Source organism: Alcanivorax hongdengensis A-11-3 (assembly GCF_000300995.1).
Lineage (GTDB): Bacteria > Pseudomonadota > Gammaproteobacteria > Pseudomonadales > Alcanivoracaceae > Alcanivorax > Alcanivorax hongdengensis.
Map to the genome: position 1 here is coordinate 117,940 of NZ_AMRJ01000003.1, position 12,473 is coordinate 130,412.

A 12,473-nucleotide genomic window follows, 5' to 3' on the forward strand; every position below is an offset into this window, starting at 1 on the left:
GGTCGGACAACGTCATGGGAACACGCCGCAACCGCCCCACCCGCCTGTCTGATCCGCGCCTGTTGCCCACCTGGATCGGCTTCGGCCTTTTCTGGCTGATCGGTCAATTGCCCTGGAACCTGCTGCTGGCAGCGGGTCGCCTGCTTGGCCACCTGGCCTGGTATCTGGCCAGCAGCCGCCGCGACATTGCCCTGACCAATATCCGACTCTGCTTCCCGGAACGGGACGAACAGCAACAACGGAAACTGGCCAGGGCCAGCCTGGTCAGTACCGGTGAAGCCATTCTGGAAATGGCCGGCAGCTTCAGCAATCACCGCATCAACCTGGATAAACGCCTGAGCGTAACCGGCATGGAACATATCAAGCGAGCCCAGGAAAATGGCCAGGGCGTGCTATTGCTGGGCATGCACTTCAACAGTATCGATGTGGGTTCCAGGCTGCTCGGCTATCTGATCGATTTCTATGCGGTCTATCGCCCCAATGACAACCCGGTGCTGGACAAGATCATCAACAAGGGACGTGGCAACTATCTGAAGGGCAATGTCCCCCGCAGCGACATTCGGCAAATGATTCGCGTACTGCGCCAGGGCGATGTGCTCTGGTATGCGCCGGATCAGGATTACGGCATCAACCATGCGGTATTCGTGCCGTTCTTTGGCAACCTGGCGGCCACCATCACCGCCACCAGCCGCATCGCCAAAATGGGCAAGGCCGCGGTCGTTCCCTGTGCCCACTACCGTTTCCCCGGCGGCCGCTATCTGATTGAGTTCGGCGAACCGCTGTCAGACTTTCCCTGCGGCGATGACGAACAGGACACTGCCCGTATCAATCAAACCATTGAGCATTATGTGCGCAAGCACCCCGAGCAATATCTCTGGGTGCACAAGCGCTTCAAGCACCAGCCGGACGGCCAACGCTCTCCCTACCGAAGAAAAAAATGACACAGACCTCCACGGAATCCCCCTGGTACAAGGGGTTTATTGCTTTTATCGCTTGCGGTTTTCTACTCTGGGTAGCCGGGTTTTACCTGGCCCCATCCAGTGGTGCCCAGGACCGTATTTACTACAATTGCTTTGTCATCCCCTTTTTGCTTTTAAGCTTTTTCAAAGGCAAGGAATTTGCCCTGGATCCCAGGTATCGCAATCAACGCTGGCTACTTTTCATGGTTTTTCTGCTGTGGCTTCCGGTTTGTTGGGGCAACAGTGACAATCAGCTGGATGTGGCGCGCAAGGAATTCAAGAACTTGCTGATGATTTACAGCATTCTTTTCGGCACGGCGTTTCTACTCTACCGTCCGTCCTCCCTGCTAAAACATGTTCAAGCCACGATTGTTTCCGCCGCCGCCATTGCCGCTGTTCTTTTCTTTCATGGCGCCTGGCAAACCTTTCACCAGGGCAGTGGCATTGGCGAGGGCCTTAACGGCTACGGCAATCTGGGGGATAACCCCAATGAGACCGGTCTCGCTTTTGCCGCAGCCTTGCTCGTGGTGATGCACAAGCTGCCGGATTTGCGCGGCAAAAAACTGGCAGGCGCTCTGCTCTTTGCCTTCGCTATCCTGGTGGCTTTACTCCTGACAATGGGGCGAACAGGCATGCTGGCCGTGGCAGCGGGAACACTGGCGTCCTACGCCCGCTATCTGCGTGCCAGACAAGTGGCCGTACTTTTTCTTTCCGGCGGCGCAGTTTTCCTGGTCTCGCTGGCGGCCTTTCCGGAATGGTACAGCTATATTATCCAGGCAGGCCTGAGCCGCAGGCCGGATGTCTGGCAGCCAAGGATCGAGGATTTCCTCAACCACCCCCTGTTTGGTATCGGCCTGAACGGGGAGCACGTGCGCTATATCCCCGAACTGCAGCAAATGCTGGACAGCCACAGCCTCTATATCGATACGGCATTACGCAGCGGCATTTACGGCCTGCTGGTCCTTACGGGGATCATTGTCTTTTCTGTGTCGAGGGGGATAACGCTTCCCAGAAAGGAAAGCCTCTTTCTCTATCTGCTGGTATTTGGCCTGGTATCCCAGTTTTTTGAAGGCTACTACACCCTTTACGATCCGAATTCGTTCTGGCTTTTTATCTGGCTACCCATCGCCATGATCGCGGCACTGAGTGAAAAGTTAGCGCCTCGCGGCGCTAAGGCAGGCCTTTAGCGCCTTGAAATGCACTCTCAGATCGAACCACGCGGGCACCCCTGATCGCTGCAGGTACCCTTTCCAGACACTCAGCGCATCCGCAGAATGGCCCTGCTTGGCGACAATGCGCAGCAGCCCGCGCACCTTCATACGATAGATGGAGACTCGGTAGCGCTCCAGCTGCTGGCAGTGATAGGGGGGCGCGAACAGTACATCCATGTTGGCAAAGCCTTCCTGCAGAGCCTTGTCCTTGGCCTTGCTTACAGCGCCCCGATACTTGTGGTAACGAACCATTTCCACTTCCATGACCAAGCACTGAAGTCTCGCCAGGCAGGAAAGAAAAAACGGGATATCCTCCTGGGTGGACAGCCCCTCCGGGAAAGGCGCCTGCAAATAGGCATCACGGCGAATCAGATAAGCGCCCTGCTGAACACTCAATCGGCCTGCCAGGTAATTCCTGACACCCTGGTTGTTGCCGAGAGTGGCGGGCATGCATTTCACCGTGCCATCTTCGTATTCGATGGAATAACGACCGATATAGAGATCGTGAGCGGCCCCGTCAGACTCGATGGTATCGACCGCCGCGGCCAAACCACCGGCGCAGATAACGTCATCCGCATCCAGAAACAGCAGAAAATCACCCTTGGAGGCTTTGGCGCCGTTATTGCGAGCGACGGCAACCCCCTGATTGGATTGCCTGACAATGGAGACTTGTGAATAACGCTGTTTCAGATCCGCCAGCACAGGTTCGATATCGTCGGTTGAGCCGTCGTCGACAACAAGGATTTCGACCTGACCATCAAAGTTGTCCAGCACCGAATCCACCGCACCCGGCAAATACTGACTACTGTTGTAACAGGGGATAATAACTGAAAGCAGCATACTCTTAATTCAATATCCTTTTCGCCACAGCCTTGAAGGTTGCTACCCGGTAGTGCAAACCTTTAAAGACCGTTAAAATGCTGGCCCGTATTTCCTACCGCTGACGCCATGCCTCATTTTACTTACATCGCCCCGAGCCTTGATCAAAAGGCACTGCATGAGGGGATAAAATCCGTTTTATCGGATCAGAAAGGCTGGTCTGTGGTAAAACAAAACGCCCGTAACCTGATTGCCTATCAGGAAAACGGCCGACTGTATTTCAAAAGCTTCAATAATGACCGCCTCAAGGAGCTGGCCAAACGCTCTCTGGGCGGCAGTCGCGCCTGGCGCACCCTCAAGGGTACCCGGCTACTGACGGAGGCCGGATGCCTGGCACCTGCCATTATTGCATGTGGCCACCACCAGCGCTGCGACTTCATACTCATGGAGGATCTGGAAGGCCCGCAGCTGCTCAATGCGCTGGAGTCGTTCCTGCAAGCCCCCTCGGCCCGGCCATGGCGCCGTGAGCTGTTCCGTGCCCTGGGGCATATGGTTGGCCGGATGCATGCCGCCCGGGTAGCCCATGGCGACCTGCGCCCCAACAACATCATCATACACCCTGGCCGCCTGGGCTACCGGCTGGCCCTGATCGATAACGAACGTACCCGCAAACCGCTGCAGTTTGGCCGCGAGCAGAAGCGTAACCTCAAGCAGGTCATGCTGCTGGCCGATGACTACATCACACCGGCCGAGCGACGGCGTTTCTTCGCCGCCTATTTTTCCCGGCTGGACCTGCCCCGGCACAAACAGCGCCGACTTTACCGGGAAACCCTTGAAAGCGTCCGCGAACACTTCGCGCGCAAAGGGGTGGCGCGTGGCACGCCGATAAGCCAGGACTACTGGTACATCTTGCGCCATCAGCAACCGGACTACCGCTAACCCTTCACCCTGCCGGCCACGGATAAGGCATCCGCCTGCGCACAGACACGGCAGTAGCCCCTGACGAACGCCTCGCTGCGCGTCGCATCCAGCACCAGGCCACTGCGCCGGTTTCGATACCAGGCGCGCTCCAGGGAGCGCAGCGCGGCCTGTTTATGCCAACCGGGCCGACCCGGCGGTTTTTCCCGGTCCAGCAAGATCAGCTGATGTCGGTCGACAATCACATCCTTGGCGCGCAGGGGCTCATAAACACCCAGGCCATGCAATTGAGCACACAGGGCACCATAGGCCTCGGCCAGTTCGCTGCGCCTGGGCGACGGCGCGCTCTGCAACAGTGCTTCCAGGGGGTCACCAGGCTGGGCCCGACTGAGCATGAAGCCGGCCACCGGCAAGCCGAACCGGTAACGGGTGGCAAGCGTCTGCACCGGTATCACCGCCACCCCCTGGCCAGCCAGCCATTGCAGGTTGCGTCCCTCCAGCTCCGTCGAGGAGCACCAGGCGCGGGCCTTCCAGAGTCGAGGCAACAGGCTTTTCAGCGACTCAGGCTCACTGACCTTGAGAAAAAAGGGCTCACCGTCAATTTCCAGGGCGTACACCCGGGTAGTCGTACCGGCACCGGAAATCGGCGTACCGGCCCCTTTTAGCAGGGCCTCAAGATCCAGCGGGTCAGGCCGGTAGCGCCACATCAGAACGGCTCCCCGGACAGGATCTGATCCAGCCTCTCGCGCATACGCTGCGGATAATCAGGCCCGTATTCCGGCCAGCGCCCTGGCACCAGATACTGCTCGCGCAACCAGGCGACGAAATGACGCACCAGCGCGCCATCAAACGGCAGCGCCTGCGGGTCGCTCACCAGCCCGCGCAGGGTATCCCGGTTATCGGCATGGGCAACCAGTTCTTCGATGTTGTAACAGGCGTTACCCAGCGTAATCACCGGCCGCCCCAGCAGCAGGCTTTCGATGCCGACGGTGGAGTTGACCGTGATCACCCCCAGCGAACGCTCGATCAGTTGCTGGGTGTCGTTGGCGTTGGCAAACAGGATACGGGGGTGGCGCCCATGCAGTTCCGGATAGGCTTTTTTGGAAGTGGGGTGCTCCTTGACCACATAGACACAGTCATCCGGCAGGGCATCCACCGTCTCGACCAGCGCCTGGTAAAGCGCTTCCATACTGGGAACCCAGGGCGAATGGATCAGGATCTGGGTATCGTCATACACCTGGAAAGGCACGAACAGGTAGCGCGCTGGCAGCTCGATGGGCTCGCCCACCGGCTTGCGCGGTGGCCGCCGCACCAGGGTGGCATCCGCGACCTCTCCCCGGGGCGAGTAGTTGCGATAAAAAGCGGCCTGCCGGGGAATGCTGTTGGCATAATTCACCCCGGCACCATCCAGCGCCATGGTATTGGGCAGAAAGCCCAACTCCAGATAGGCCACCTTGAGACCGGCTTCCCGGGCCCAGCTGATGGCCGCCTGCTGTTTGTAGTGAGCCCCGTTGAGCACGAACAGCACCTGCGGTTGCCAGTCACGGACCTGCCGCATCAGGCCGGCCATCAGGTGAGCAATGCGCAACCCCAGGCCGAACCGGAACCAGCGCCCGTGGGCACCGTCATTGAGCTGCCCCTTGCTGACCCGAAAGCGCAGCCAGCCCGGCAACTGGTCACGGCGCCGCCAGAGCCAGCCCAGGGCCGTGAGCCAGGGGCCACGCCCGGGGTGCTTGGCATTGATGACCCGGCCGTCCACCGGCATCTGCTCGGCCAGGGCACGAAAATGTTTTTCCTGATTGCGGCTCATGGCCAGAAACAGCACCCGTGGCAATGGCGGCGTCACTGATCACCTCCGGTCTTCTGGCGCGGAGAAAAGGCCGAATCGCTTATCAGGCCACGCGTATCCATGGCCGCGTACATCAGCGTTTCCTGATAGGCTGCCTGGGCCGGGGGGATTTTCTGGCGCAGATGATCATCCGCACCAAGGCGATAACGGTAGCCGTAAATCAGGTCCACCATGATCTTGTCATCGCCATCCAGCAGGCTGGCATTGGACGGCGCGTTGCCCTTGCGAGTCTGCGAATAAAGCAACAGGGGCCGGTTGTTGTCACCGGCCATCAGGGTACGACCAAACACCGGCGCCGGGCATTCGATGCCCAGCAGATCCAGTACCGTGGGCATCAGATCAAAATGGGTGGAGCGATTCAGGGTGGCGGCATCCAGCTTCGGGTGCTGCATCACCAACGGCACCCGCACCTGGGGATTGACGCTGGCACTGGAGTGGGACACATAACCGAATTCCCCGAAGCTCTGACCATGGTCACCGGTATAGACGATCAGGGTATTTGACAGGTCACGGCGCTCGCCCAGTGCGGCAAGAAAGCGGGCCATGACCTCATCCGCTTCTTCGGCGGCATTCTTGAAATGCGCTTCACGACTTTCATCGCTGTGCCGACTGAAACGCGCCTTTTCCACCACCTGATAAGGTGAATGGGTCTGCTCGTTTTTCAGATGCAGAAAGAAGGGCCCCTCACCCAGGGCCTCATTGATGGCATCCACCTGATCGAGGAAGGCATAATCGCCGCGGGCCGGCTCCAGCCCCTGGCTATCGCGGTCCAGTACCCGGTCAAATCCGATATCCGCCAGAATATCGCAGAGGTTAAAAAAGCGGGTTCGGGAAATCATCATGTAGGTGGTGCTGTAACCGGCCGCCTTGAGCAGCGGCAGGAAGGGGTAATCCGGCGAGCAGGGATAGTTGCCCTGATAGATATGCTGGATGGCCCGGTTGGTATTCGGGCAGCAGGCATAGTGGTTATCGGACACCAGCCCCTGGGCCGCCAGACTTTTCAACCAGGGCAGATCCGCCCCTTCCGGGTTGTAGGGCTGGATGTAATCCCGCGCCAGCGACTCCATGGTGATCATGATCACGCTGGCCCCCCGGCAACGGCCAAAGGCCTCACTGGGCATGGGCGACGCCTGCGGAAGAGAGACAAAACGCTGACGGTCCGCTTCGCTCAGGGTCACCGACTTGCTGGGCCGCAACCGGGCGCCATGGATGAAATCACGAACCGGAGAGCGGGCCGAGAAGAAACGGCTGGCCACCCCGCGCCCGAACAGCTTGGCGGCAAAAACCAGCACCACCAGCGCCAGCGCCGACCAGGCAAAAACGTGCTGCCAGAGCAGCACCGGCAGATCGTCCAGGTGCTCGATCACCAGATAAGCCAGCCCCGCCAGCCCCAGCCACACCGGCGCGCCGACCAGACGAAACCGGCTCTTGGTAATACCCATCAGAAACAGGGCAAGAAAGCCGCTCCAGGCAATCTGTTCGCCATCGTTCCAGGCTTCCATGTTGAGAAAGGAGGATAGCGCCAGCATCACCACCGCCAGCGGTGCGGCCAGAAACCAGGAGCGTTTTTTCAGGTTATCGAGCAACTCCCGGGAATCGCCGGAAAAACTTTCCGCCCCCTGCAGGAAAATGCGGATATTACTGAGATTGACCTCAAAGCCGAACAGGTGCACCAGCACTGCATCCAGCCACATGATCAGCATGGAAACCGTCACCACGGTCAGCAGCACACCGTGCAACCAGGGCACCGGTGCAGTGGCGGCCACCGCCAGCGCCACCAGCGCCAGCATCCATAAATCGTCCAGACAGGGGCGGGTTTCCACATAGTTGCGCAGCGCATAGATCTTGCGCTGCATGTACAGCACCGCCAGCATGCCGCTGAACAGTTTCAGGAAAATCAGCCCCATATCCGACAATTCATTCATCACACTGTCGACCCGTATTTGTCGCGATGCCGTCTGGCAAGTTTATTATAAGCCGGCGTCAGGTCCGCCCGGACCTGGTCCACGGAGCGCCCCCGCGCCCGCGCGTACATTGCCAGCAGGGTATCAATATTGTCCGGGGCGGCCCCCAGCTCTCTGGCATTGAGAATAAACCGGGCCAGATCGCGGCCAAAGCGCTTGTTGCGAAACAGCCAGGGGCGCCGCAAGCCATCCAGATCGATCAGGATCAGTTCCCGGGACGCCTCATCGACCATCAGGTTGGCCCATTTCATGTCACCATGGGCAAAACCCGCTCCATGGAGCGCCACCAGCATGGTGCCCACACGCTCAAACACCCGGGCTTCGCCGCCGATCTGGTCGAGCCCCGGCCCGCAGGCAACACTCTTCAGATCGCGGGCCCGCAACGCCTCACAGACAAAAAAGGAGGATAGCCTGTCACGACGGCGATCCAGCACATAGGCCAGCGGCTGCGGCACGCGCACGCCAATGGCCAACAGGCAGAGGGAAAGGCGGAACATACGCCGGGCCCGGAAGCCGGTCAGCGCCACCAGTGCCCGGCGCAGACGGCTGGCCACCTTGTATTGCTTGACGAACACCGGCCCGGAGGACGACGACAACAAACGGGCATCCACCTTGGCATTGTGCTTGAGGGAGCGATGCGGCTGATCGAACCATTGATCAACAGGGGCCCCCTCCAGCAACGGCTGAACCGGCCCGGCCTGATGATAGCCAATCATGGCCACGGCACTGCGATGGGTTTTCAGATCCAACGTGGCGCCTCCCGGCCCATGTCTTTTTGATAAAGGGTTTCCGCCCGCCGGCGCACGGCCAGCCAGAAAGACCGGTCTTCGCTTAGCGTGCGGCGCCAGCTCTTGCCGGTATAGAGGGCCATGGCCCGCAGCAGGTCCCGGTGGGTGAGACCGATATCCATGGCGGAATAGAACAGCCCGGCCACATCCTTGATACGCCAGCGCAGCGGCACAGCCCGGCGCAGGCCGGCCCGGTGCAGGTCGATCAGATGACAGCGAATCTGCGCCACACTGCTACCCTGCTCCAGGCTCTCCGGCACCAGCAGGAAGTGACACAGGTAAAAATCACGATGATTGATGCCGCAACCGTGCATGGTGGCGGCCATCCACATCACCTTGTGCAACAACCGCCGCTTTTGTGCCACCGGCGGCGGCTGGTCCGGCCAGCCCCGGCAGTAATCCTCCAGGCTGACGGTGCCGACCAGGTCATCGGTAATCAGAAAACTTTCCACCGCCGCCGGGTTATGGCCACGGCGGCCATAGGCCGCCGGCGTCAGGGTATCCACCCCGGCCTCGGCCAGTGCCAGGCTGGCCAGGTACTCGTTACGGGCACTGACCACCGGCGCTCGCCCCTGCAGCAGATTCTTGATCACCTCGCCCCAGCCAACGCCCTGGTGGTATTTGAGAAAGTAGGGCCGTCCCGCATGGAAAAAACGCAGGGTGCGGCGCCCTTCCTTGCTGCGAAAGACGTCGCCGTCCAGCGCCTGGACCCGGGCGAACGGATCCTGCCCCTGCCAGGCGGCACGGAATTCCTCGCGCAGGAACAACTCAGTCACGGGCGCTCCCCTCCAGCCAGTCCACCACGGTTTCCGGCAGCCGATAGAGGCTCTCCTGCTGGCCGTATTCGATACCGGCGGCGGACCAGGGCCCGGGCCGCTGCGCCAGCATGTTGGCCAGGGTGCGATTGAGGGCCTGCTGATCAAAGGGCGAAGCAATGACTTCGCCGGCACCGGCCTCCTGCACATAACGGGCATAGCCACAGGTATCGGTGGTCAGCACCGGCAGCCCGGCCACCGTGGCCTCCAGCAGCACCATACCGGCGGATTCCCGGTAGGCCGGGTGCAACAACAGGTCCGCCGCCTGCAACAGGGCCGGCACGTCATCCCGGGGGCCGAGCACGCTGACGCGGGCGCGCTGTTCATGGCTCAGCACTTTCAGGTAAGGCGTCGCATCATCATTGCCTACGATCAGCAGGCGCAGTGGCGCCGGCTGGGACGCAAACGCCGCCAGCGCCCGGTCCAGACCCTTGACCTTGAACCCGGAACCGAGGAACAGCAGTACCGGCTCATCATCGGCCAGTCCCAGCTCGGCACGCAGCCCGGCGCGCAGTTGCTGGTAATTATCCGTGCGCCGGCGGTCACGCTCGATGCCCGGTGGCAGCAGGCGATAACGTGACTCGGTCAGCGGATAGTGCGCCTGATACTGGCGGCGCTGGTGGTCATTGAGAAACAGCAGCAGGGGACCGCCCTCGGCCATCACCGCCTGCTCCAGTTTCAAATAGGTGCGATAACGGGGCAGCCTCTTTGCCAGGCCCGGCTTGCTGCGCAGATGCTCGGCGAAACAGCTGTCCGCGGCAAAATACAGATCGAGGCCCGGCAGGCGGTTAAAACCCAGCACCCGGTCAAAACTTTCCGTCGCCAGCTGGCCACGCACCGCGCGGGCAAAGGACGCCATGCGGCCATGGTTGCTGCTGCCCTGCACGTCCAGCTGCTCCACGGTCACCCCCTCCAGCCAGTCGCCCTGCCAGTCGGCCACCAGCGCCACCACCTGGTGACCCCGGCGCACCGCTTCCCGGGCAATGCGGGCAAAGTCGCGTTGCAGACCGCCATAGGGAAAATAGTGATAGAGCACCATGGCCAACTTCATGCCGTCACCTCCAGCAGCCGCTGCCAGACCCGGTGGGGTTTGAGGCTGCTGAAACAGGGTGGATCGACGCCCTGACCCAGCTCACCGCGATAGGTGCACTTTTCCTGTACGCAAGGCGCACAGGGAAATTCCGCCGCCAGGGAGCGGGCACGCAGCCCCTCGACTCCGGTGAGCGTCGGGTCGGTGGGACCGTAAAGACCGAGTCCCGGCAGGCCGGCGGCGGCGGCCAGATGGGCAAGGCCGGTATCCACCGCCACAAAGGCATCCCATTGCAGCATGCGGTCGGTGAGTTCGTGCAGGCTGAGTTTGTCGAGCACCCGGGCCCCGTTCAGCCCCTCGGCAAGCCGGCGCGCACGGGCCAGCTCGTCCTCACTGCCCCAGGGCAGATAGACCGTATGCCCGGCCCGGCAGGCCAGGGTCAACAATTCACGCCAGAAGGCTTCCGGGTAATGCTTGGTGGGCCAGGTGGTGCCGTGACAGAACAGCAGTTGTGCCGGCTCTTGCAGAGGCCGTGGCTCATGGCTGCGAATCAGGCCGTAATCCGGCGCCCCGGACGGTAGCGGGTAGTTGAGCGCCAGGGCGAAAAGCTGGCGCACCCGGGCAATGGCATGCTGGCCCCGGGGCACCGACAGCGGGTGATCCAGCACCCGGGCGGACAGCCCCTCACGGGCGCAGTGCTTGTCCAGGCCATATTTGGGGCCCCGCGCCAGGCGGGTGACAAAGGCGCTCTTGAGCAAACCCTGGGCATCGATCACCGCGTCGTAGTCCTGGTGCTGAAGCGCCGCCTTGAAGTCGGCCCATTCGCCACTGCGGCGGGCGCGCAGGGGATGCTGGCGCCAGCGACGCAGGGCACAGGGAATGACTCGCACCACGGCCGGGTGGCGGCGGGCCAGGTCGGCAAAACCGTCCTCCACCACCCAGTCCAGTTGCAGATCGGGAATCGCCGCCAGCGCATCGGTCAGTGCCGGCAGGGTGTGGATCACATCACCCATGGAGGATGTCTTGATCAGCAACACTCGCATGTCAGGGCAGACTCGCGCTCAGAGAATCAGGCATCCGCACTTTCCAGCTGCTGCAGGGCATCAATGACCCGGGATGGCGGCAGCTGTCGCAGACAGTTCAAATGCCCCAGCGGACATTCGCGCTCGAAACAGGGGCTGCATTCCAGCCCCAATCGTACCACGGCCACGCGATCACCGAGGGGCGGGGTAAAGCCCGGCGAGGTGGAGCCGTAAACCGCCACCAGCGGCCGCTTGAGGGCCGCGGCAATGTGCATCAGGCCGGAATCATTGCTGACCACGGCAGTGGTGGCCGACAGCAGATCCACCGCCTGCTCCAGGGATGTGGCCCCGGCCAGCACCCGGGCCTGTTCGCCCAGCTCGCCCAGCTCCGCCACGATGGTGTCGGCCACCGGCACGTCCTTGCCGGAGCCGAAGATCCACACCTGCCCGCCCTGCTCGATCCAGTGACGCGCCACGGCGGCGTAGTGATGCTCCGGCCAGCGCTTGGCCGGGCCGAATTCGGCACCGGGGCACAGCCCCAGTACCGGGCGACCGGTATCCAGCTGGTGGGCCTTCATGGCCTGGGCACGGGAATCATCGCTGACCTGCAGATGCGGTGCGCTGATCGATTCCAGCAGCGGCACCGGCGCCCGGGGCGGCAACGCCAGCGCCACGAAACGCTGCACCATCAGCGGATAGCGCTGCTTGTCGAGCTTGCGCACGTCATTGAGCAGGCCATAACGCATTTCCCCGCGCCAGCCAGTACGCACAGGAATGCGGGCCGACAACGGCACGATGGCGGACTTGAGGGAATTGGGCAGCACATAGGCCTGCTGGTAACGACCACGCAGGGAGCGCCCCAGGGCACGGCGTTCACCCAGGCGCAGGTCGCCGTGATCAAAGGGCAACGACAGCGCCTCACGCACCTCCGGCATGCGCGACAGCAGCGGCCGGCACCAGGCCGGCGCCAACACGTCAATGGCACAGTCGGGGTGTTGGCGACGCAGTTCGGAAAACAGGGTCTGGGCCATCACCATGTCGCCGACCCAGGACGGGCCGACGACAAGAATGGCGGACGGATGATCCGGTGCCATCACT

12 protein-coding genes are annotated in these 12,473 nt (G+C 61.7%); 3 read left to right on the plus strand and 9 right to left on the minus strand.

Annotated features, from left to right (window positions below):
• Window positions 1–14 precede the first annotated feature (14 nt).
• Window positions 15–941, plus strand: coding sequence for an LpxL/LpxP family Kdo(2)-lipid IV(A) lauroyl/palmitoleoyl acyltransferase (gene lpxL, locus A11A3_RS03705; protein ID WP_008927924.1), 927 nt, complete (start codon window positions 15–17; stop codon window positions 939–941).
• A complete protein-coding gene (locus tag A11A3_RS03710; RefSeq protein WP_008927925.1) occupies window positions 938–2,146 on the plus strand; it encodes an O-antigen ligase family protein in 1,209 nt (402 codons plus the stop codon). The genes lpxL and A11A3_RS03710 overlap by 4 nt, the downstream gene beginning before the upstream one ends.
• Here the strand turns inward: A11A3_RS03710 and A11A3_RS17220 are convergent.
• On the minus strand, window positions 2,114–3,010 hold the full coding sequence (locus A11A3_RS17220) for a glycosyltransferase family 2 protein (protein WP_051011742.1): 897 nt from the start codon (window positions 3,008–3,010) through the stop codon (window positions 2,114–2,116). The two genes, A11A3_RS03710 and A11A3_RS17220, sit on opposite strands and share 33 nt — an antisense overlap.
• A 201-nt stretch (window positions 3,011–3,211) precedes the next feature.
• Here A11A3_RS17220 and A11A3_RS03720 point away from each other — a divergent pair, with 201 nt between their 5' ends.
• Window positions 3,212–3,928: a lipopolysaccharide kinase InaA family protein gene (locus A11A3_RS03720; RefSeq protein ID WP_008927927.1), complete on the plus strand. Its 717-nt coding sequence runs from the start codon at window positions 3,212–3,214 to the stop codon at window positions 3,926–3,928.
• Here the strand turns inward: A11A3_RS03720 and A11A3_RS03725 are convergent.
• From A11A3_RS03725 to waaF, 8 genes are read right to left on the minus strand one after another with little or no spacing between them, the layout of a single operon-like run.
• The gene (locus tag A11A3_RS03725; protein WP_008927928.1) at window positions 3,925–4,614 is read right to left on the minus strand and encodes a phosphotransferase; all 690 of its coding nucleotides are present in this window, start codon (window positions 4,612–4,614) and stop codon (window positions 3,925–3,927) included. The two genes, A11A3_RS03720 and A11A3_RS03725, sit on opposite strands and share 4 nt — an antisense overlap.
• Entirely contained in the window at window positions 4,614–5,753 is a 1,140-nt protein-coding gene (locus A11A3_RS03730; protein ID WP_008927929.1) for a capsular polysaccharide export protein, LipB/KpsS family, read from the minus strand. The genes A11A3_RS03725 and A11A3_RS03730 overlap by 1 nt, the downstream gene beginning before the upstream one ends.
• Window positions 5,750–7,681, minus strand: a complete 1,932-nt coding sequence (locus tag A11A3_RS03735; RefSeq protein WP_008927930.1) for a sulfatase-like hydrolase/transferase — start codon at window positions 7,679–7,681, stop codon at window positions 5,750–5,752. The genes A11A3_RS03730 and A11A3_RS03735 overlap by 4 nt, the downstream gene beginning before the upstream one ends.
• The gene (locus A11A3_RS03740; protein WP_008927931.1) at window positions 7,681–8,469 is read right to left on the minus strand and encodes a lipopolysaccharide kinase InaA family protein; all 789 of its coding nucleotides are present in this window, start codon (window positions 8,467–8,469) and stop codon (window positions 7,681–7,683) included. The genes A11A3_RS03735 and A11A3_RS03740 overlap by 1 nt, the downstream gene beginning before the upstream one ends.
• A complete protein-coding gene (rfaP, locus tag A11A3_RS03745) occupies window positions 8,460–9,284 on the minus strand; it encodes a lipopolysaccharide core heptose(I) kinase RfaP (RefSeq protein ID WP_008927932.1) in 825 nt (274 codons plus the stop codon). Before rfaP ends, A11A3_RS03740 begins: the two co-directional genes overlap by 10 nt.
• Window positions 9,277–10,374: a glycosyltransferase family 4 protein gene (locus A11A3_RS03750; RefSeq protein ID WP_008927933.1), complete on the minus strand. Its 1,098-nt coding sequence runs from the start codon at window positions 10,372–10,374 to the stop codon at window positions 9,277–9,279. Before A11A3_RS03750 ends, rfaP begins: the two co-directional genes overlap by 8 nt.
• Window positions 10,371–11,396 carry a lipopolysaccharide heptosyltransferase I gene (gene waaC, locus A11A3_RS03755; RefSeq protein WP_040296678.1) on the minus strand — a complete coding sequence of 342 codons (1,026 nt, stop codon included), beginning with the start codon at window positions 11,394–11,396 and terminating at the stop codon, window positions 10,371–10,373. Before waaC ends, A11A3_RS03750 begins: the two co-directional genes overlap by 4 nt.
• A gap of 26 nt (window positions 11,397–11,422) precedes the next feature.
• Window positions 11,423–12,469, minus strand: coding sequence for a lipopolysaccharide heptosyltransferase II (waaF, locus tag A11A3_RS03760; RefSeq protein ID WP_008927935.1), 1,047 nt, complete (start codon window positions 12,467–12,469; stop codon window positions 11,423–11,425).
• Between the last annotated feature and the right edge of the window lie 4 nt (window positions 12,470–12,473).

Bases quoted from the DNA above. Each gene is read 5' to 3' on its own strand.
- A11A3_RS03725 (WP_008927928.1), bottom strand. From the start codon at position 4,614: ATGTGGCGCTACCGGCCTGACCCGCTGGATCTTGAGGCCCTGCTAAAA.
- lpxL (WP_008927924.1), top strand. From the start codon at position 15: ATGGGAACACGCCGCAACCGCCCCACCCGCCTGTCTGATCCGCGCCTG.
- A11A3_RS03735 (WP_008927930.1), bottom strand. From the start codon at position 7,681: ATGAATGAATTGTCGGATATGGGGCTGATTTTCCTGAAACTGTTCAGC.
- waaC (WP_040296678.1), bottom strand. From the start codon at position 11,396: ATGCGAGTGTTGCTGATCAAGACATCCTCCATGGGTGATGTGATCCAC.
- waaF (WP_008927935.1), bottom strand. From the start codon at position 12,469: ATGGCACCGGATCATCCGTCCGCCATTCTTGTCGTCGGCCCGTCCTGG.
- A11A3_RS03710 (WP_008927925.1), top strand. From the start codon at position 938: ATGACACAGACCTCCACGGAATCCCCCTGGTACAAGGGGTTTATTGCT.
- A11A3_RS17220 (WP_051011742.1), bottom strand. From the start codon at position 3,010: ATGCTGCTTTCAGTTATTATCCCCTGTTACAACAGTAGTCAGTATTTG.
- A11A3_RS03750 (WP_008927933.1), bottom strand. From the start codon at position 10,374: ATGAAGTTGGCCATGGTGCTCTATCACTATTTTCCCTATGGCGGTCTG.